This window comes from Amycolatopsis sp. lyj-109 (assembly GCF_046548995.1).
GTDB lineage: Bacteria > Actinomycetota > Actinomycetes > Mycobacteriales > Pseudonocardiaceae > Amycolatopsis.
In genome coordinates, this window is sequence record NZ_JAJPWR010000016.1 from 35,605 (window position 1) to 54,165 (window position 18,561).

Sequence of the window (18,561 nt, forward strand, 5' to 3'; positions counted from 1 at the left end):
CCCAGAGAGGAGGAATAGCCCCACATGAAGGACGAAATCAAGATCGAAGACACCAGAGCCAGACTGAACGCGCTTGAAGCTGCCACCGGACGCCCGCCACGCAGATCACGCAGCAACAAGACTTTGAGCCCCGAGCGCGAAGGCACACCAATAACATTCATTTATCTGCGCGTCAGCACCAAGGAGCACGCCCGCACCGGCGGTGGAGCAGAGGGCTATTCCATCCCCGCACAGCGCGCCGCCTGCCACGCCAAAGCCGCCCAACTCGGTGCTCTCGTACACGCGGAGTACGTCGATGCGGGCGAGTCGGCCCGCTCGGCAGACCGCGACAATCTGCAGCGCATGCTCGCTGACGTGCGGAAGCTCCGGCCGGGCCACGTCATCGTGCACAAGATCGACCGGCTGGCCCGCAACCGCGAAGACGACATCGCGATCAACCTCGCACTCAAGAAGCACGGCGTCCAGCTCGTCTCATGTACCGAGAACGTCGACGACACTCCCAGCGGCCGGCTGTTGTACGGCCTCATGGCCGAGATCGCCCAGTTCTACTCCGGCGACCTCGCCCTTGAGGTCATGAAGGGGCTCGTCCGCAAGGCCGAGGAAGGCGGCACGCCGTTCCGCGCCCCGACTGGCTACATGAACGTCCGTCAGCCGATCAATGGCGTGCTAGCCGCGACCGTCGTGCTCGACCCGGAACGCGCCGACCTTGTCCGGTGATGCCTGGAGCAGTACGCCACCGGCGAGTGGACTGTGGCGGACCTCACACTCGCCGCTCGCGCGAAGGGACTCAGCACACGTCCCTCGCCAAAGCGACCCAGTCGGCCCATCTCCGTCAACGGCATGCACCACCTACTGCGCAGCCCGTACTACTTGGGAGTCGTCGCCTACCAGGGCATCCACTACGAAGGCAGGCACCAGCCGCTCATCGAGCCGGAAACCTGGCTAGCCATCCAAGACACCCTCGCCAGTCACAACCACACCGGCGAGAAGGACCGCAAGCACACCCACTACCTGCGCGGCACCATCTACTGCTCCGAATGCGGCGGCCGACTGATCTACTCCCAGACCAGGGGCCGGGGCGGACTGTACGAGTACTACTGCTGCGTCAAGAAGAAGACCAAAGAGACCAACTGCACCCGGCCAGCCGTGCGTGTCGAGCGCATCGAGGAAGCCATTGAGGCCTTCTACCTGCTGTTTCGCCTCACTTCAGCGTTGAGCACCCGCATCCAGCGCGCCGTCCGCAGCGAACTAGCCCAGCAGGAGCACGAAGCCAGCGACCACCTCAAGCGGGCGCTCCGCCAGCAGAAACAAGCCCAGAACGAACTTCAGAAGTTGCTCCGCGCCCACTACGCCGGCGCCATCCCTGAGGATCTGCTCGCGACTGAGATGCAGCGACTCACTCGGCAACTGGCCGAAGCCGACCACGAGATCCGGAGCGCCCAGTCCACTACCGCCGACATCGAGCAAACGCTCAGCGAAGCGCTCCACGCTGCTGAGCAGTGCCCGGCGGCCTACCTGAGCGCCCCCGACAAGATCCGGCGGCAGATCAACCAGGGATTTTTCGAGAAGCTGTACATCGGGGAAGACGGGTCGGTGGTCGGCCGTGTCCTCACTGAGCCGTTCGCGGCACTGCTCGATAGCCCGCGAGGCGCGGACATCGTCGGCATCCGCGACCAGGCCGCCGAGACAGACGGAGACGCCACCGACCGGTGTCAGCCGGGGAATGTCTTCCGGACGCCGTTCGAAGACGCCACGGGCGGTCTGGGCGGCGAAAACGACGAAACCCATCCGGCGAGGAATTCACCGGATGGGGTTGGAACAAGCGCGTCAGGTGGGCGCAGCAGGGTTCGAACCTGCGACCGCTCGGGTGTAAACCGAGTGCTCTTCCGCTGAGCTATGCGCCCGGACGGCGGCGGCCCGGGAGTCCGGGCCGCCGCCGCGGGAACCTCAAGCCAGTTCGGCCACGGCCTTCTTCCAGCCCAGCTGGTCGCGGGCCTCGCCCGGCGCGTTGACCTCGGCGAACCGGACCACGCCGGCCGTGTCGATCAGGAACGTGCCGCGGACCGCCAAGCCGGCGTCGGCGTTGAACACACCGTATGCCTGCGCCACCTCGCCGTGCGGCCAGAAGTCGGACAGCAGCGGGAACTGGTAGCCCTCCTTCTCGGCCCACGCCTTGAGCGAGAACGGCGTGTCGACCGAGACGCCCAGCACCTGGACGCCCTTGTTGTCGTAGTCCGCGAACTCGTCGCGGAGCTGGCACAGCTCGCCGGTGCAGATGCCGCTGAACGCGAACGGGTAGAAAACCAGCAGAACCGGCTTGTCACCCCGGAACGACGACAGCTGGACGGGCTGCTTGTTGTAGTCGTTGAGCGTGAAGTCAGGAGCCTCGGAACCGACCTCGACCGTCATACCAGCGTTTCCTCTCCCGAACGGACACGTGCCTGCGACGACAACCCTATCGTGTCCGTCCGGCGAGACCGGCTCAGCGCTGTTTCGACTTCGACTTGGGGGACACCAGCCGGGTGCCGATCCAGTTCGCGCCGACACTCATGTTGGCGGTCTGGGCCAGGCCCACGGCAGGTACCGCTTCGGCGATTTCGCTCGGCTCGACGTGCCCGGGCTGCCCGTTCTTCGGGGTCAGCACCCAGATCACACCTGTCTCCTCCAGGGGGCCCCTGGCGTCGATGAGCGCGTCACCGAGGTCGCCGTCGTCTTCGCGCCACCACAGCAGCACCACGTCGATGACCTCGTCCGCTTCCTCGTCGAGGATGTCCCCGCCGATCTGCTCCTCGATCGCCGCGCGGACGTCATCATCGACGTCCTCGTCCCAGCCGATCTCCTGGACCACCATCTCGGGCTTGATGCCGAGCCTCTCGGCGACGCTGCTCTGATCAGCGTCTCCCGCGGCGACCACTGCTTTCACTCCTCCAACTACGACGGAGCGTGGCTTCGGAGCACCCCAGGGGGTACGCCTGGTGCCACACTCGGCTACCCGGTTGCCGATAGCGAACACTGGTGTGGCTCCTCGCGCAACCGTCCACACCGGATCTTTGACAACTCGTGTCGCAGGATACGGCCCGCGACCGGCTGCCCGCGACGGCGTTTCGGGTGCCTGGCGCCCCCGGTCTGCCACCCCTCCGAGGGTCGTCCCCTAGGGTGGGGAGGAAGTAACCGCGCGCGCGATACACCGCGCGCAGGGAGTGGCTCGACCGGGTCGGCCGATGTTACCGCCAAGTAGCGGTGCGGAAGCCGGGACGGAAGACGACGATGGAGAGTCGTACACCCCCGCGTACGAGCACCACCGGCTACAACTTTTCGCAAGGAGACCCCTTGGCCCCGCAGAACGACGGCGCCTCCCGCAAGGAGACCCCGGCACGCGTACGCGTCATCCGTGACGGATTGGCGGCGCACCTGCCCGACATCGACCCGGAGGAGACCGCCGAGTGGCTGGACTCCTTCGACGAGGCTCTCGCGAGGGGCGGTCAGCAGCGGGCCCGTTACCTGATGCTGCGGATCCTCGAGCGAGCCCGGGAGCGGAACGTCGGCGTACCGGCCCTGACCTCGACGGACTACGTCAACACCATCCCCACCGAGAACGAGCCTTGGTTCCCCGGTGACGAGGACATCGAGCGCCGCTACCGCGCCTGGATCCGCTGGAACGCGGCGATCATGGTGCACCGGGCGCAGCGTCCCGGCGTCGGCGTCGGCGGCCACATCTCGACCTACGCCTCCTCGGCCGCGCTGTACGAGGTGGGCTTCAACCACTTCTTCCGCGGCAAGGACCACTCCGGCGGCGGCGACCAGATCTACATCCAGGGCCACGCCTCCCCCGGCATCTACGCCCGCGCGTTCCTCGAGGGCCGGCTGAGCGAGTCGCAGCTCGACGGCTTCCGCCAGGAGTTCTCGCACGCCGGCGAGGGGGGCGGCCTGCCGTCGTACCCGCACCCGCGGCTGATGCCGGAGTTCTGGGAGAACCCGACGGTGTCGATGGGCCTCGGCCCGATGAACGCCATCTACCAGGCGCGGTTCAACCGCTACCTGCGCGACCGCGGCATCAAGGACACGAACGACCAGCACGTCTGGGCGTTCCTCGGCGACGGCGAGATGGACGAGGCCGAGTCCCGCGGCCTGATCCACATCGCGGCCGGCGAGGGCCTCGACAACCTGACCTTCGTGATCAACTGCAACCTGCAGCGGCTCGACGGCCCGGTGCGCGGCAACGGCAAGATCATCCAGGAGCTGGAGTCGTACTTCCGCGGCGCCGGCTGGAACGTCATCAAGGTGATCTGGGGCCGCGAGTGGGACTCGCTGCTGCACGCCGACCGCGACGGCGCCCTGGTCAACCTGATGAACGTCACCCCGGACGGTGACTACCAGACGTACAAGGCCAACGACGGCGCCTTCGTCCGCGAGCACTTCTTCGGCCGCGACCCGCGGACGAAGGACCTGGTCAAGGACCTCTCCGACGCCGACATCTGGAACCTCAAGCGCGGCGGCCACGACTACCGCAAGGTGTACGCGGCGTACAAGTCGGCGCTGGAGCACCACGGCCAGCCGACGGTGATCCTGGCCCACACCATCAAGGGCTACGGCCTGGGCCCGGCGTTCGAGGGCCGCAACGCCACGCACCAGATGAAGAAGCTCACCCTCGACGACCTGAAGCTGTTCCGCGACTCGCAGCGGATCCCGATCAGCGACGAGGAGCTGGAGCGCAACCCGAAGCTGCCGCCGTACTACCACCCGGGCGCGAACTCGCCCGAGATCGAGTACCTGGTCGGCCGCCGCAAGGCGCTCGGCGGGTTCCTGCCGGAACGCCGCCCGAAGTCGGCGAAGGCGCTCGTCCTGCCCGGCGACAAGCTCTACGAGGGCGTCCGGAAGGGCTCCGGCAAGCAGGAGGTCGCCACGACGATGGCGTTCGTCCGGCTGGTCCGCGAGCTGGCGAAGGACTCCGAGATCGGCAAGCGCGTCGTCCCGATCATCCCGGACGAGGCACGCACCTTCGGCCTCGACTCGATGTTCCCGACGGCGAAGATCTACAACCCGCACGGCCAGACGTACACGTCGGTCGACGCGAGCCTGATGCTGGCCTACAAGGAGTCCGAGAAGGGCCAGCTGCTCCACGAGGGCATCAACGAGGCAGGCTCGACCGCGTCGTTCACCGCCGTCGGCACGTCGTACGCGACGCACGGCGAGCCGATGATCCCGATCTACATCTTCTACTCGATGTTCGGGTTCCAGCGGACCGGTGACGGCCTGTACGCCGCCGCCGACCAGATGGCCCGCGGGTTCGTCGTCGGCGCGACCGCCGGCCGCACCACCCTGACGGGTGAAGGCCTGCAGCACGCGGACGGGCACTCGCTGCTGCTGGCATCGACCAACCCGGCCGCGGTGGCCTACGACCCGGCGTGGTCGTTCGAGATCGCGCACATCGTCAAGGACGGCCTGCGCCGGATGTACGGCGAGACCGGCCCGGACGGCAACGGCGAGAACGTCTTCTACTACATGACGATCTACAACGAGCCGTACCAGCAGCCCGCCGAGCCGGAGAACCTCGACGTCGACGGCCTGCTCAAGGGTCTCTACAAGTACGCCGACGCGCCCGCGGGCGAAGGCCCGGAAGTGCAGATCCTGGTCTCGGGCGTCACGATGCCGGACGCGCTGAAGGCGCAGAAGATGCTGGCCGAGGAGTGGGGCGTGCGGGCCGCGGTGTGGTCGGCCACGTCGTGGACCGAGCTGCGGCGCGAAGCCGTCGAGATCGACCACGACAACCTGCTCTACCCGGGCAGCGAGCCGCGCGTGCCGTACGTCACCGAGGCGCTCCTGGGCTCGAATGGGCCGGTCGTGGCGGTGTCGGACTGGATGCGCGCGGTGCCGGACCTGATCCGCCCGTACGTGCCGACCGACATGCTGACGCTGGGCACGGACGGCTTCGGCTTCTCCGACACCCGGCCGGCGGCGCGGCGGAAGTTCCTGGTCGACGCCGAGTCGATCACCGTCGGGGCGCTGTCGATCCTGGCCAAGCGCGGCGAGGTCGAGCAGGCGAAGGTCCTCGAAGCGGCCACGAAGTACCGGCTCGACGACATCGCGGCCGCCGGGCCGCAGACGTCGGAGTCCGGCAACGCGTGATCAGGTGCTAGTTTCGGGACCCGGCAGACATCCGATGTCTGCCGGGTCCCGCTCGCTCGTAGTCCGTTAGGGAGTTGATCAGGGTGACGAAGCGCCGGCTGCCGAAGCCGAGTGAGCTGCAGCAGATCCTGCGGCCGAAGCCGATCGTGCTGAACCCGACGGACCGGCGGCTGGCGAACGCGCACACCATCGCCGACCTGCGGATGATCGCGCGCAAGCGCACCCCGCGGGCGGCGTTCGACTACACCGACGGCGCAGCCGAGCTCGAAGACAGCCTGCTCCGCGCCCGGCAGGCGTACCGGCGCGTCGAATTTCACCCGAACGTGCTGCGCGGGGTGTCCGATGTGGACACCACCCGCGAGATCCTCGGCAAGACCTCGGCGTTGCCGTTCGCCTTCGCTCCCACCGGTTTCACCCGGATGATGCAACACGAGGGCGAGCGCGCGGTGGCCCGCGTAGCCGAGCGCAACGGCATCCCGGTCGGGCTCTCGACGATGGCGACGACGTCGATCGAGGATCTCGCCGAAGCCGCGCCGGGCGCCCGCAAGTGGTTCCAGCTCTACGTCTGGCGCGACCGCGGCGCCGGTGAAGATCTGATGAATCGCGCGTGGGCCGCGGGGTACGACACGCTGATGCTGACCGTGGACACCCCGGTCGGCGGTGCCCGCCTGCGCGACGTCCGCAACGGCCTGACCATCCCGCCGGCACTGACGCTCAAGACGTTCCTCGACGGCGCGACGCACCCGGCGTGGTGGTTCAACCTGCTCACCACCGAGCCGCTGAACTTCGCCTCGCTCAGCCACTTCGACGGGACGGTCGCGGAGCTGCTGAACAAGCTCTTCGACCCGACGCTGAACTTCGACGACCTCGACTGGGTCCGGCAGACCTGGCCGGGAAAGCTGGTGGTCAAGGGCGTCCAGAACGTCGACGACGCCCGCGACGTGGTGAAGCACGGCGCGGACGCGGTTCTGATCTCCAACCACGGCGGCCGCCAGCTCGACCGCGCCCCGACGCCGCTCGAACTGCTCCCGGCGGTGCTGGACGAGCTCCAGGGCGGCGCGGACGTCTGGATCGACACGGGCATCCTGTCGGGCGGCGACATCGTGGCGGCGATCGCCCGCGGCGCCGACGCGGTCCTGGTCGGCCGGGCGTTCCTGTACGGCCTGATGGCCGGCGGCGAGCGCGGCGTCCAGCGCTGCGTCGACATCCTCCGGACGGAAATGGTGCGCACGATGCAGCTGCTCGGCGTCCGGACGCTGAAGGACCTGACGCCGAGCCACGCCACCCTGCGTTAGACCTGCGCCTGGCCGCCGTCGACGAAGAACTCGACGCCGTTGACGAAGCTCGCCTCCCCGGAGGCCAGGAACAGCGCCGCGGCCGCGATTTCCGAGGGATCCCCGAGGCGACCCAGCGGGACCTCCGCCACGAGGCTGTCGACCAGACCCTGCTGCGCGTTCTCGTCCACCAGGCCCAGCAGGCCCGGCGTACGCGTCGGTCCCGGGCTCAGGACGTTGACCCGCGTGCCCGTGCCCTTGAGGTCGAGCGCCCAGCTGCGGGCGAAGTTGCGCACCGCCGCCTTCGTCGCCGCGTAGACGCTGAAGGCCGGGCCCGGCCGCGTCGACGTCGTCGAGCCGGTGAGGATGATCGACGCGTTCGCGTTCAGCAGCGGCAGCGCCTTTTGAACGGCGAAGAGGACGCCCTTGACGTTCGTGCCGAACGTCGTGTCGAACTGCTCCTCGGTGATCTCGCCGAGCGGGGCGAAGCTCCCGCCGCCGGAGTTGGCCACCACGACGTCCAGTCCACGGCCGCGCTCGGCCACCGCGCGGTAGAGCTCGTCCAGGTCGGCCAGGTTCGCCGAGTCGGCCTGGACGGCCGTCACCCCGCTGCCGATCTCGGCGACCGCGTCGTCGAGGGCTTCCTTGCGGCGACCGGTGATGAACACGCGCGCGCCTTCGGCCGCGAAACGCTGGGCGATGGCGAGCCCGATGCCGGTGCTGCCGCCGGTCACGACCGCGGTTTTGTTCTCCAGGTTCACGATGCCCTCCGAGTTCTTGACTGATTCGTCCAGAACCTACGCCGTTCTGGACTAGATAGTCAAGAATGGGTAGCCTGAAGCCATGGCAAGACCCCGGAGCTTCGACGAGGCCGCAGTACTGCGCACCGCACGTGACCAGTTCTGGGAGACCGGCTACGCGGGCACGAAGGTCGACGACATCGCCGCCGCGACCGGCCTCGGCAAAGGCAGCCTCTACGGCGCTTTCGGCGACAAGCACGCGCTCTTCCTGCGCGTCTTCGACCACTACTGCACCGAAGCCGGCGAGGGCACGCGCCACCAGCTCGAAGGCCCCGACGACACCGCCTACCGGCGGCTCGGCGACCACGTACGGGCGATCGCCGAATCGGTCGCCGCCGACCAGGCGCGCCGGGGGTGCCTGATCGCGAAGAGCACGGCCGAATGCGCGGAGCACGACGAGGCGGTCGCGGCCCGCAGCCGGCAGCTGTTCCACGACCTGCAGGACCACCTGACCGCGTGCATCGCGGGCGCCCAGCGTGCGGGCGACCTCGACGCCGGCGCGGACCCCGCCCACCTCGCCGGGCTGGTGCTGGCGGTCCTGCGCGGTCTCGAAGCACTGGGCAAGGGCGGCGTCGAGCCGGGCGCCATCCGCGCGATCGCCGAGACCGCGCTCGCCGTGCTACCCAAGCCGTGATTGAGCAGTCATCACACGTGATTGAGCAGTCATCTCGCGCGATTGAGCAGTCATCACCCCGATGCCCCTCCAATCACGCGTGATGCCTGTTTGCGACCGGCCAATTGCACCGATCGGCCGCAACTTCTTGACGGACCGGCCGGTTTGTGAGGAGGATCACCAGCACCCGCCGAAAGGCCGTTTTCGCATCGTGGAAAACGGAGGTCGCCGTGTTCATGCAGGACGTGTTCGTGCAGGATCTGACTCCGCTGGGCTCGCTGGGCCTGTCCGCGCTCGCCGCCGTGCTGCCGCTCGCCACCGTCCTCGTGCTGCTCGGGGCCGTGCGGATGCGGGCGCACCACGCCGCCCTGATCGGGCTGCTCGTCGCGCTCGTCGTCGGCATCGCCGCGTACGGGATGCCGGTCGTGCAGGCCGTCTCCGGGGCATTGGAAGGCGCCGCCTTCGGGCTCTGGCCGATCATGTGGATCGTCGTCAACGCCCTGTGGATCTACCGGCTCACCGTGCGGACCGGGCACTTCGACGTCCTGCGCCGCTCGTTCGGCCGGATCTCCGACGACCCGCGCATCCAGGCGCTGATCATCGCCTTCTGCTTCGGCGCCCTCATGGAGGCGCTGGCCGGGTTCGGCGCGCCGGTCGCGATCAGCGCGGTGATGCTCGTGGCCGTCGGGTTCCACCCGGTCAAGGCCGCCGTCGTGGCGCTGGTCGCGAACACCGCGCCGGTCGCGTTCGGCGCCATGGGCACCCCGGTCGTCACCCTCGCCCAGGTCACCGGCCTGCCGCTGCAGGAGGTCTCGTCGATCGTCGGGCGCCAGACGCCGCTGCTCGCGCTGGTCGTGCCGCTGCTGCTGGTGATCATCGTCGACGGCAAGCGCGGCCTCAAGGACACCTGGCTGCCCGCGCTCGTCTGCGGCGTCGCGTTCGGGCTCGTGCAGTTCCTCGCTTCGAACTACGTCTCGCCGCAGCTGGCCGACATCGGCGCGGCGCTGGCCGGCGCGGCCGCGCTGGTGGCGCTCCCCCAGACCCGGCGCCCGGTGCCCGAAGCCGTCCGGATCGGCACCGGCGGGACGGCGACCGCCGAGACACCGCCGGAGGACTCGCGCGGCGACGTCGTCAAGGCCTACCTGCCGTACCTGCTCATCATCGTGATCTTCTCGATCGCCGTGCTGCCGCCGGTCAAGCGGCTGCTGGACAAGGCGACCTGGAAGTTCCACTGGCCCGGGCTGAACGTCGCCGCACCGAACGGGAAACCGGTGTCCGGCAACACGTTCTCCCTGCCGTTCCTCAACACCGGCGGGACGCTGGTGCTGCTCGCGGGAGTCGTCACGGCGGCGATCCTGGCGGTGCGGGCGGGCGACACCGCGCGGGAGTGGCTGGCCACGGTCAAGGAGCTGCGGTTCGCGATCCTCACCGTCACCGGCGTCCTCGCGCTGGCCTACGTGATGAACCTGTCCGGCCAGACCACCACGATCGGCACGTTCATCGCCGCCGCGGGCGCCGGCCTGGCGTTCCTCTCGCCGGTGCTGGGCTGGTTCGGCGTCGCCGTCTCGGGGTCGGACACCTCGGCGAACGCGCTCTTCGGCGCCCTGCAGGTGACGGCGGCGCACCAGACGGGCCTGCCCGCGGACCTGCTGGCCGCGGCGAACAGCTCCGGCGGCGTCCTCGGCAAGATGGTGTCGCCGCAGAACCTCACCATCGCCTGCGTGGCGGCGAACCTCCCCGGCGAGGAGGGGAAGCTGCTGCGGAAGGTGCTGCCGTGGAGCGTCGGGCTGCTGCTGGTGATGTGCCTGATCGTCTGGGGTCAGAGCACGGCGGCGCTCAGCTGGATGCTGCCGTGACCCCGGGCCGGGCGGCGACGCGCTGGGCCGAGCGGTTCCAGCTCCACCAGCCGTGCACGACCAGCCCGGCGAACACGATGTAGATCGCGGCGGAGAAGTAGAGCCCGGACGAGATCTGCAGCGGGACGCCGATCGCGTCGACGGCCAGCCAGACCAGCCAGAATTCGACCAGCCCGAGCCCCTGCGCCCCGAAGGCGACGAGGGTGCCGACGAAGATGGCGGCGTCCGGCCAGGGCGCCCAGGACGCGTGCAGGGCGTCGAGGACGAGCGCCATCACGGTGGTCCCGACGACGAAGGCGCCGACCATCGCCAGCCGCTCGGCGAGCCGGCCCTGGCGGACGACGACACCGAACACCGGGTCCTGGCGGCGCGTCCAGGCCCACCAGCCGTAGACGGAGATGGCGAGGATGGCGACCTGCCGCGCGGCGAGGCCGCCGAGGTGCGCGGAGACGTAGACGGCGAACAGCAGCACGGTGGCCCCGACCTGCACGGGCCACGTCCACAGGGTGCGACGCTGCGCCAGGAACACGACGGCGAGCGCGAACACCTGCCCGGCGAGCTCCGCGATCGAAATCCACTGGCCGAGCACGGTGATCCCGTGGTGCAGCAGGAAGTCCACGTCACGCCCCTTTCGTCCTACCGCTCCCAACATGCTCCGGACGAGGGGAATTCCCCAGGGACTGTGAGGGGCGGAACATCCCACCGGCTGGACGTCGCCGACGTGCAGCAGCCTGCGTCTCTCCCCGGGCGGTGCGGCCGTCCGGCAGGGTAGCGGGCGCTGCGGGTGCCTTGAATGACTCATTCAAGGCTTCGGAGGTCCTGAATGAGTCATTCAAGACCTCCGAGCGCGGCGCGGGCCCGGCGGCTTCCCCGACCACCGGGCCCGCGCCACTCCTCTGTGGTCAGCCCAGCGGGCGCGGGGTGCCGACCGGCGGCGTCGGGGTGCTGTCCGCGCCGACGCTCGCGCGCGGAGCCGCCGGGCCGGTGCCCATCTCGCCCGTGCGCTGCGCCGGGGTTTCCAGCTGGTGCTCCATGTTCGCCATCCAGCCACGCCAGCGGTCCTGGGCCGGCTTGATCAGGCCGCCGCCGAAGCCGACCACGATCACGCCGCCGATCGTCGCCAGCACCGCGATCAGCACCGGGCCGGTGATCGCCGTCGCGATGTTCACCTGGCCGAGCGCGGCGATGATGCCGAACGCCATGATCAGCCAATAGGCCGCCAGCGAAAGCGGGCGAGCGGCCCCGCGGCCGGACATCGCGGACGCGACGACGTCCCGCACCACCTTCGCGATCGCCGCGGCGACCACGACGAGCACCAGCGCCACCACGATCCGCGGCAGGAACGCGATGATGTCGTTGAGCAGCTGGCTCACCGGGTTGGTCGGCCCGAACACGCCGAACGCCAGCTGCAGCGCGATCAGCAGAATGAAGTAGTAGACCAATTTGACGAGGATCCCGGTCGCGTCGATCTTCTGCTGGCCGATCTTTCCGCTCAGCCCCGTCCGCTCGACCAGTTTCCCGAAACCGGCTTTCCCGAGCACGAGCGCCAGCCCTTTCGAGACGGCTTTCGCGATCAGCCAGCCGATCAGCAGGATGATCAGGAATCCCACGAGTTTCGGGACGAACGTGGCCACCATGGCCCACGCCTGTCCGAGCCCGTCCTTCAGTTGTTCGCCCATACCGACTCCCTCCACGGATTTGCACCGGATCGTCGATCAAGTACCCAGGGGCGGCAACTCGTGCGCCCCACGATCGAGTGAGACGACTGGCGCGCAAAGATCACCCGTGGCCATACTGGTTCTACCGGTGGGGACCGGGGAGACGAGGCCGTCCGGCGTAGCGTAAACCGCAAGCGCCGGGCGGCCTCGAGCAATTTCGGCAGACTGCCCGGGCAAACGTCAGGCAGCGCGCAGGGCGTCGCGGAGTTTCACCTTTGCGCCGGTGCGCATGACGGCGTTCCGGTAGATCCGCGCGGCGAACCAGATCAGCCCCGGAATCAGCAGCACCACCAGCCCCACCGACACCACCGCTTCCCAAACGGGCACACCGCCCATCGCCAGCCGCATCGGCATCAGTGTCGGCGAGAACACCGGAATCACGGAAAGCACCTCGACGAACGTGTTGCCCGGATCCGACGGCAGCACGGAAATGCCGATCACGTAGCCGGCGATCACGAACATCAGCGCCGGCATGGTCGCGCCGCCGACGTCTTCCTGGCGCGAAACCAGCGCCCCGAGCGCGGCGAACACGATCGAGTACATGAAGAACCCGAGCAGGTACCACACGATCAGCCAGACGACCGTGCCCACGGCCGCCGAGACGGAGATGGTGAGCACGCCCGTGGCCAGCCCGGCGACGACCCCGCCGACGCCGATCACGAGCATCTGGATCAGCCCGACCACGCCGATGCCGAGCACCTTCCCGGCCATCAGCTGCCACGGCTTGATCGTCGAGAGCAGCAGTTCGACCACCCGCGACGTCTTCTCCTCGACGACGCCCTGGGCCACGCTCTGGCCGTTGAGCAGCAATGACATGTAGATCAGGATGCCGGCGATGATGCCCAGGATCAGCTGCTGGCCGTCGTAGTCGTACGGCTGCTCCAGCGGCGGGTCCTCGACGAACTTCGCGGCCGCGATCGCGGCCTGGAACTGCGCCGGGTTCCCGCCCAGGGTGGCGACCTGCTGGTCGATCGCCAGCTGCTGCGACAGCAGCTGCAGGACCCGGGAGAGCTTGCCGTCGAGGTCCTTCTTCACCTGGACGTGCACGGTCTTGCCGTCACCGGTGAGCAGCGCGTCGAGCGAGCCGTCGGCCAGCTTCGCGCGCCCGGTGGCCTCGTCGGCGACCTGCACCGTGTCGATCTTCTCGTCGACGGCCTGGCCGCCGGCCTTCAGCGGGGCGGCGAGCGGCGCGGTCGCCGAGGTGTAGCCGACGGTCGAGTCGGCGCCGCCACCCCCGGCGATCAGCTTGATGACCACGATGCCGACCACGATCAGCAGCAGCATGACCACCGTGCCGACGCGGAAGGCCTTCGACTTCACGCGGGTGCTGATCTCCCGGGAGGCGACCAGCCCCACCGCCGCGGTGGGGCTCATCCGGACGTCCGGCGCGGGGGTGTTCATGCGGGGACCTCCTCGGTCGTGACGACGGAACGGAACAGTTCGGTCAACGACGGCTGCTCGCGGGCGAACTCGCGAACCGGCCCGGTGGCCAGCGCCGCCTTGAGCACGGCTTGGTCGTCGGCGTCCTCGCCCAGCTCGAGCTCGGTCACCGAGCCCGTCCGGCCGAGCACCTTCACCCCGGGCAGGCCGTCGGCCCACCCCTCGGCCGCCTCGGGGACGTCGACCCGCAGCCGCACGGCACCGCCGGCCCGCAGTTCGTCGACCGTGCCCTTGGCGACCATCTGTCCACTGCGGACGATCCCGACGCGGTCGCAGAGCCGTTCCACCAGATCGAGCTGGTGACTGGAGAACACGACCGGTACCCCGTCGGCCGCCTTTTCCTTGAGCACCTGGCTCATCACGTCGACCGCGACCGGGTCGAGGCCGGAGAACGGCTCGTCGAGCACCAGGATCCGCGGCTCGTGCACCAGCGCCGCGGCCAGCTGGACGCGCTGCTGGTTGCCGAGGCTGAGCTTCTGCACCTCGTCGTCGCGGCGGCCGGCGACACCCAGCCGTTCGCTCCACCTCTCCGCCGAGGCCCGCGCGTCGGCGGCGGGCATGCCGTGCAGCCGCGCGAGGTACGTCAGCTGCTCGGCGACCTTCATCTTCGGGTAGAGGCCGCGTTCTTCGGGCATGTAGCCGATGTGGCGGCGCGTCTCGTGCGTCACCGGCGTGCCGTCGTAGCGGACCTCGCCGGCGTCGGCGGACAGCACGCCGAGCGCGATCCGCATGGTCGTGGTCTTGCCGGCGCCGTTGCTGCCGACGAAGCCGAACAATTCGCCCGGCCGGACGTCGAACGTCATTTCGCGCAATGCGACCACGTCGCCGTAGCGTTTGGAGATCCCGTCGATCTCTAAACCGGTCATTCCGGTTCCCCCGTTTCTGTCTGGCCCCGATCCTAGGCACTGCGTACACGCACCGCCTACCCTCGCGCGTTGCCGCGAGGGGCTACCAAAGTTGCGGGCACGTAGGATCCCCTCCGCCATGGATGGAACCACCGCCCCGCGCCCGGTGCCGAAGCACCACGGACTGTCCGCGAAGACACTCCGGCAGCTGGAGCACGCGTCCGGCAGCCTGGCGAGCGCGAGCATCGCGGTGATGGAACGGCGGCTGCCCTGGTTCGCCCGGCTGCCCGCCGACCAGCGCGCGAGCGTCCTGCTGATCACCCAGGCCGGGGCCGCCGGCTTCGTCTCCTGGCTGCGGGACTCCAAGGAGGCCCTGAAGCTCACCACCGAGGCGTTCCGCGACGCGCCGGCCGAGCTGTCGCGGTGGATCAGCCTGCGCCAGGCGGTCGGCATGGTGCGGCTGGCCATCGAGGTGTTCGAGGAACAACTGCCGGATTTCGCCGCGAACGAAGCGGAACGGGCCGCCTTGATCGAAGGAATCCTGCGCTACGGCCGGGAAATCGCCTTCGCGGCGGCGAACTCCTACGCCGCCGCGGCGGAAGCGCGCGGCGCGTGGGACGCCCGCCTGGAGGCCCTGGTGGTCGACGGCATCGTCCGCGGCGACGCCGAGGAGTCGGTGCTCTCCCGGGCCACGGCGCTGGGCTGGGACCCGACGGCGGCGGCGACCGTGCTGGTCGGCAACCCGCCGTCGGAGGACCCGCCGACGGTGGTGTTCGAGGTCCGCAGCCGCGCGGCCCGCGTCGGCCGCCCGGTGCTGCTGTCGGTGCAGGGTTCCCGGCTGGTGGTCGTGGTCGGCGGCCCCACCGACGGCGGGGTGAAGGAGCGGGAGATCCTGGCCGGGATGTCGGTGGCGTTCGCCGAGGGCCCGGTGGTCGCCGGCCCGACGGTGCCGACGCTGGCGGAGGCCCACCACAGCGCGACGGAGGCGTTGTCGGGCCTGCGGGCGGTGGTCGGCTGGCCGGGTGCGCCCCGCCCGGTGCGGTCGGGCGACCTGCTGCCCGAGCGCGCGCTGTCCGGGGACGCGGAGGCCGAGCGCCTGCTGGTCGACACGATCGCCCGCCCGCTCGAGGAGGCCGGGCCGACGCTGCAGCGCACGGTCGAGGCGTACCTGGAGAGCGGCGGCGTGCTGGAGACGTGCGCGAAGACGCTGTTCGTCCACCCGAACACGGTCCGCTACCGCCTGCGGAAGGCGGCGGACCTCACCGGCTGCCAGCCGACCGACCCGCGCGACGCGCTGGTCCTCCGGATCGCCCTGACCGTGGGACGGCTGGCGAGGGCCCGCGGCCTCTGGTGAGCGCGGCCCAAGGCCACGGTGAAGGCGGCGGCTGGGCAGTCTGCCGTGGCTTGTCGTGAGTGGTAATTAGGGTTAGAACCCTAATTACCACTCACGACAACTTGCGCCGAACTCACCTTCGCGCTTGCTGCGAGCCGCGTCACGTGATGGACTTAACATCGAAAGGTGATTGAACCCGACAAGGCTTCCGGGTTACGCGCGAGCTTCTACGGCGCGTCTTTGGAGGTTTCCGACAAAGACGCCGCACAGACACTGTGAACGTCGGCAACACCGGAAAGTCCCTCTCCCGTGTTGTCTTAGAGGGTGACAGCAGCAGTCCTCGCTCCCGGCCAAGGGTCCCAGGCCCCCGGCATGTTCACGCCCTGGCTCGACCTCGACGGCGCGCGTGAGCGCGTCGCTCAGTGGTCCGAGCGCGCCGGGCTCGACCTGCTCCACCTCGGCACCGAGGCGGACGCCGACGAGATCCAGGACACCGCGATCGCGCAGCCGCTGATCGTGGCGCTGTCGCTGCTCACCTTCGAGCACCTCCAGGCCACCGCACCGGTGCCCGCGGACGCGCCGGTCGCCGGCCACTCCGTCGGCGAGCTCGCGGCCGCCGCGATCGCCGGGGTGCTGAAGCCCGAAGACGCCGTCGCGCTCGCCGCCGTCCGCGGCGCCGAGATGGCGAAGGCGTGCGCGATGGAGCCGACGTCGATGGCCGCGGTCATGCTCGGCGACCCCGAGCAGGTCGTCACGTGGCTCGAAGAGCAGGGCCTGACCGCGGCGAACCGCAACGGCGCGGGGCAGATCGTCGCCTCCGGCGACGCCGGCGCGATCGCGAAGATCGTCGCCGAGCCCCTCGAAGGCACGAAGATCCGTGCCCTCAAGGTCGCCGGCGCCTTCCACACGCACTACATGGCGCCCGCCGAAGAAGCGCTGCGTGCCCACGCCGCCGAGCTGACCCCGGCCGACCCGGTCCGCCCGCTGCTGTCCAACGCGGACGGTGCCGTCGTCACCAGCGGCGCCGAGTACCTGGCGCGGCTGGTCTCCCAGGTCACCCGTCCGGTCCGCTGGGACCTGACGATGGACGGCCTGGTCTCCCTCGGCGTCACCCGCACGATCGAACTCGCGCCCGCGGGCACCCTGACCGGCCTGGTCAAGCGGCAGCTCAAGGGCGTCGTCACCACTATCACCGCGCTGAAGACGCCGGCCGAGCTGGCGGCGCTGCGCCAGGAGGACGCCTCGTGACCGACCGACCCACCCTGAGCCTCAACCCCGGCTCGCGCGGCAGCCGCGTGCTGGGTATCGGCAGCGCGCAGCCCGAGAAGATCGTCACCAACGACGACCTCTCGAAGACCATGGACACCAACGACGAGTGGATCCAGTCGCGCGTCGGGATCGTCGAGCGGCGGTTCGCCGAAAAGGGCGAGTCGCTGACCGACTTCGCCGTCGCCGCCGGCAAGGCCGCGCTGGCCGACGCCGGGGTCGACCCGTCCGAAGTGGACACGGTGATCCTGCCGAACTGCACCATGCCGACGCTGATCCCGAACGCGGCCGCCCAGGTGGCCGCGCGGATCGGTATCCCGAGCCCCGGCGCGTTCGACCTCAACGCCGCGTGCGCCGGGTTCTGCTACGGCCTCGGCGTCGCCTCCGACCTGATCCGGGCCGGCTCGGCGAAGAAGGTCCTGGTCATCGGCGCGGAGAAGCTCACCGACTCGGTGAATCCGACCGACCGCGCGAACGCCATCATCTTCGCCGACGGCGCGGGTGCCGCGGTGGTCGGCGCGTCCGACGAACCGCTGATCGGCCCGGTCTCCTGGGGCAGCGCGGGCGACCTCGTCGACCTGATCGGGATGACCGAGGAGAAGTTCATCTACCAGGAGGGCCAGTCGGTCTTCCGGTGGGCGACGACCCAGATCGCGCCGATCGCCATGCGCGCGCTGGAGGTCGCCGGGCTCAAGCCGTCCGATGTGGACGTGCTGATCCCGCACCAGGCCAACCTGCGTATCGTCGAGGCGATCGCGAAGAAGCTGCGGGCCAACGGCGCCCGTGACGACATGGTCGTCGCCGACGACATCAAGTACTCCGGCAACACCTCGTCGGCGTCCATCCCCCTCGCGCTGGACCACATGCGCAAGGCCGGGACGGCGAAGCCCGGCGACGTGGTGCTGGCGGTCGGGTTCGGCGCGGGCCTGTCCTACGCCGGGCAGGCGTTCATCTGCCCCTGATCACCGTTACGCTCCCCGCGGGCACTCGCCCGAGGGAAACAGACCCCAAGCAAGACCGAGAAGGGAACTACCCCATGGCTGACAACGCTGAGATCCTCGCCGGCCTCGCCGAGATCGTCGAAGAGGTCGCCGGTGTGGCTCAGGACGACGTCACCGCCGAGAAGTCGTTCGTGGACGACCTGGACATCGACTCGCTGTCGATGGTCGAGATCGCCGTGCAGGCCGAAGACAAGTTCGGCGTCAAGATCCCGGACGACGAGCTCGCCAACCTCAAGACCGTCGGCGACGCGGTGAACTACGTGTCCGCCAACTCGAAGTAAGTCCTCTT

Annotated in this window: 17 protein-coding genes, 1 tRNA gene and 1 pseudogene; 10 read left to right on the plus strand and 9 right to left on the minus strand. The window is 69.5% G+C overall.

All coding sequences use genetic code 11. The annotated features are described in order from the left end of the window. Nucleotides 1–24 precede the first annotated feature (24 nt). Together ACLJQF_RS31450 and ACLJQF_RS31455 are read left to right on the plus strand one after the other, a co-directional pair. Nucleotides 25–717 carry a recombinase family protein gene (locus ACLJQF_RS31450; protein WP_410613965.1) on the plus strand — a complete coding sequence of 231 codons (693 nt, stop codon included), beginning with the start codon at nucleotides 25–27 and terminating at the stop codon, nucleotides 715–717. Between the two features lie 33 nt (nucleotides 718–750). Next, nucleotides 751–1,173, plus strand: a pseudogene (locus ACLJQF_RS31455) (recombinase zinc beta ribbon domain-containing protein); the annotation flags it as partial. Between the two features lie 75 nt (nucleotides 1,174–1,248). Here the strand turns inward: ACLJQF_RS31455 and ACLJQF_RS31460 are convergent. From ACLJQF_RS31460 to ACLJQF_RS31475, 4 genes are all read right to left on the minus strand, one after another. Then, on the minus strand, nucleotides 1,249–1,788 hold the full coding sequence (locus tag ACLJQF_RS31460; protein ID WP_410613966.1) for a hypothetical protein: 540 nt from the start codon (nucleotides 1,786–1,788) through the stop codon (nucleotides 1,249–1,251). A gap of 44 nt (nucleotides 1,789–1,832) precedes the next feature. Continuing rightward, nucleotides 1,833–1,904: transfer RNA gene (locus tag ACLJQF_RS31465), tRNA-Val, on the minus strand. A 43-nt stretch (nucleotides 1,905–1,947) separates the two neighbouring features. Then, nucleotides 1,948–2,409, minus strand: coding sequence for a peroxiredoxin (locus ACLJQF_RS31470; protein ID WP_410613967.1), 462 nt, complete (start codon nucleotides 2,407–2,409; stop codon nucleotides 1,948–1,950). A gap of 73 nt (nucleotides 2,410–2,482) precedes the next feature. Continuing rightward, entirely contained in the window at nucleotides 2,483–2,914 is a 432-nt protein-coding gene (locus ACLJQF_RS31475) for a DUF3052 domain-containing protein (protein ID WP_410613968.1), read from the minus strand. A 416-nt stretch (nucleotides 2,915–3,330) separates the two neighbouring features. On the opposite strand from ACLJQF_RS31475, the gene aceE reads away from it, so the two are divergent. Further along, on the plus strand, nucleotides 3,331–6,126 hold the full coding sequence (aceE, locus tag ACLJQF_RS31480; protein WP_410613969.1) for a pyruvate dehydrogenase (acetyl-transferring), homodimeric type: 2,796 nt from the start codon (nucleotides 3,331–3,333) through the stop codon (nucleotides 6,124–6,126). 83 nt (nucleotides 6,127–6,209) lie between these two features. Further along, entirely contained in the window at nucleotides 6,210–7,421 is a 1,212-nt protein-coding gene (locus ACLJQF_RS31485) for an alpha-hydroxy-acid oxidizing protein (RefSeq protein WP_410613970.1), read from the plus strand. On the opposite strand, the gene ACLJQF_RS31490 is transcribed toward ACLJQF_RS31485, so the two are convergent. Continuing rightward, nucleotides 7,418–8,164 (minus strand): SDR family oxidoreductase, encoded by a 747-nt coding sequence (locus tag ACLJQF_RS31490; RefSeq protein ID WP_410614147.1) that lies wholly within the window; start codon nucleotides 8,162–8,164, stop codon nucleotides 7,418–7,420. The two genes, ACLJQF_RS31485 and ACLJQF_RS31490, sit on opposite strands and share 4 nt — an antisense overlap. A gap of 79 nt (nucleotides 8,165–8,243) precedes the next feature. Between ACLJQF_RS31490 and ACLJQF_RS31495 the strand changes: the two genes are divergently transcribed. Both ACLJQF_RS31495 and ACLJQF_RS31500 read left to right on the plus strand, forming a co-directional pair. Further along, nucleotides 8,244–8,834: a TetR/AcrR family transcriptional regulator gene (locus tag ACLJQF_RS31495; RefSeq protein ID WP_410613971.1), complete on the plus strand. Its 591-nt coding sequence runs from the start codon at nucleotides 8,244–8,246 to the stop codon at nucleotides 8,832–8,834. Nucleotides 8,835–9,058: 224 nt separating this feature from the next. Beyond that, complete coding sequence (locus ACLJQF_RS31500; protein ID WP_410614148.1) at nucleotides 9,059–10,669, plus strand: L-lactate permease; 1,611 nt, start codon at nucleotides 9,059–9,061, stop codon at nucleotides 10,667–10,669. Here ACLJQF_RS31500 and ACLJQF_RS31505 read toward each other — a convergent pair. The 4 genes from ACLJQF_RS31505 to ACLJQF_RS31520 form a co-directional block, all read right to left on the minus strand. Continuing rightward, the gene (locus ACLJQF_RS31505; RefSeq protein ID WP_410613972.1) at nucleotides 10,650–11,288 is read right to left on the minus strand and encodes a nicotinamide riboside transporter PnuC; all 639 of its coding nucleotides are present in this window, start codon (nucleotides 11,286–11,288) and stop codon (nucleotides 10,650–10,652) included. The genes ACLJQF_RS31500 and ACLJQF_RS31505 overlap by 20 nt on opposite strands. A 283-nt stretch (nucleotides 11,289–11,571) precedes the next feature. Next, the gene (locus tag ACLJQF_RS31510; protein WP_410613973.1) at nucleotides 11,572–12,348 is read right to left on the minus strand and encodes a mechanosensitive ion channel family protein; all 777 of its coding nucleotides are present in this window, start codon (nucleotides 12,346–12,348) and stop codon (nucleotides 11,572–11,574) included. A 219-nt stretch (nucleotides 12,349–12,567) separates the two neighbouring features. Beyond that, complete coding sequence (locus ACLJQF_RS31515; RefSeq protein WP_410613974.1) at nucleotides 12,568–13,788, minus strand: ABC transporter permease; 1,221 nt, start codon at nucleotides 13,786–13,788, stop codon at nucleotides 12,568–12,570. Then, complete coding sequence (locus ACLJQF_RS31520; protein WP_410613975.1) at nucleotides 13,785–14,693, minus strand: ABC transporter ATP-binding protein; 909 nt, start codon at nucleotides 14,691–14,693, stop codon at nucleotides 13,785–13,787. Before ACLJQF_RS31520 ends, ACLJQF_RS31515 begins: the two co-directional genes overlap by 4 nt. A gap of 118 nt (nucleotides 14,694–14,811) precedes the next feature. Between ACLJQF_RS31520 and ACLJQF_RS31525 the strand changes: the two genes are divergently transcribed. The 4 genes from ACLJQF_RS31525 (at nucleotide 14,812) to ACLJQF_RS31540 (ending at nucleotide 18,553) form a co-directional block, all read left to right on the plus strand. After that, nucleotides 14,812–16,026, plus strand: coding sequence for a PucR family transcriptional regulator (locus ACLJQF_RS31525; RefSeq protein ID WP_410613976.1), 1,215 nt, complete (start codon nucleotides 14,812–14,814; stop codon nucleotides 16,024–16,026). A gap of 303 nt (nucleotides 16,027–16,329) precedes the next feature. Next, nucleotides 16,330–17,253, plus strand: coding sequence for an ACP S-malonyltransferase (locus ACLJQF_RS31530; RefSeq protein ID WP_410613977.1), 924 nt, complete (start codon nucleotides 16,330–16,332; stop codon nucleotides 17,251–17,253). Next, complete coding sequence (locus ACLJQF_RS31535; protein WP_410613978.1) at nucleotides 17,250–18,233, plus strand: beta-ketoacyl-ACP synthase III; 984 nt, start codon at nucleotides 17,250–17,252, stop codon at nucleotides 18,231–18,233. The genes ACLJQF_RS31530 and ACLJQF_RS31535 overlap by 4 nt, the downstream gene beginning before the upstream one ends. A gap of 74 nt (nucleotides 18,234–18,307) precedes the next feature. After that, nucleotides 18,308–18,553: an acyl carrier protein gene (locus ACLJQF_RS31540; protein ID WP_004559006.1), complete on the plus strand. Its 246-nt coding sequence runs from the start codon at nucleotides 18,308–18,310 to the stop codon at nucleotides 18,551–18,553. The last annotated feature ends 8 nt before the right edge of the window (nucleotides 18,554–18,561 follow it).

What these genes read in the sequence shown, in the direction of transcription:
- ACLJQF_RS31470 (WP_410613967.1), bottom strand. Translation starts at nt 2,409, where the DNA reads ATGACGGTCGAGGTCGGTTCCGAGGCTCCTGACTTCACGCTCAACGAC.
- ACLJQF_RS31520 (WP_410613975.1), bottom strand. Translation starts at nt 14,693, where the DNA reads ATGACCGGTTTAGAGATCGACGGGATCTCCAAACGCTACGGCGACGTG.
- ACLJQF_RS31495 (WP_410613971.1), top strand. Translation starts at nt 8,244, where the DNA reads ATGGCAAGACCCCGGAGCTTCGACGAGGCCGCAGTACTGCGCACCGCA.
- ACLJQF_RS31510 (WP_410613973.1), bottom strand. Translation starts at nt 12,348, where the DNA reads ATGGGCGAACAACTGAAGGACGGGCTCGGACAGGCGTGGGCCATGGTG.
- ACLJQF_RS31525 (WP_410613976.1), top strand. Translation starts at nt 14,812, where the DNA reads ATGGATGGAACCACCGCCCCGCGCCCGGTGCCGAAGCACCACGGACTG.
- ACLJQF_RS31460 (WP_410613966.1), bottom strand. Translation starts at nt 1,788, where the DNA reads ATGGGTTTCGTCGTTTTCGCCGCCCAGACCGCCCGTGGCGTCTTCGAA.
- ACLJQF_RS31540 (WP_004559006.1), top strand. Translation starts at nt 18,308, where the DNA reads ATGGCTGACAACGCTGAGATCCTCGCCGGCCTCGCCGAGATCGTCGAA.
- ACLJQF_RS31450 (WP_410613965.1), top strand. Translation starts at nt 25, where the DNA reads ATGAAGGACGAAATCAAGATCGAAGACACCAGAGCCAGACTGAACGCG.
- ACLJQF_RS31515 (WP_410613974.1), bottom strand. Translation starts at nt 13,788, where the DNA reads ATGAACACCCCCGCGCCGGACGTCCGGATGAGCCCCACCGCGGCGGTG.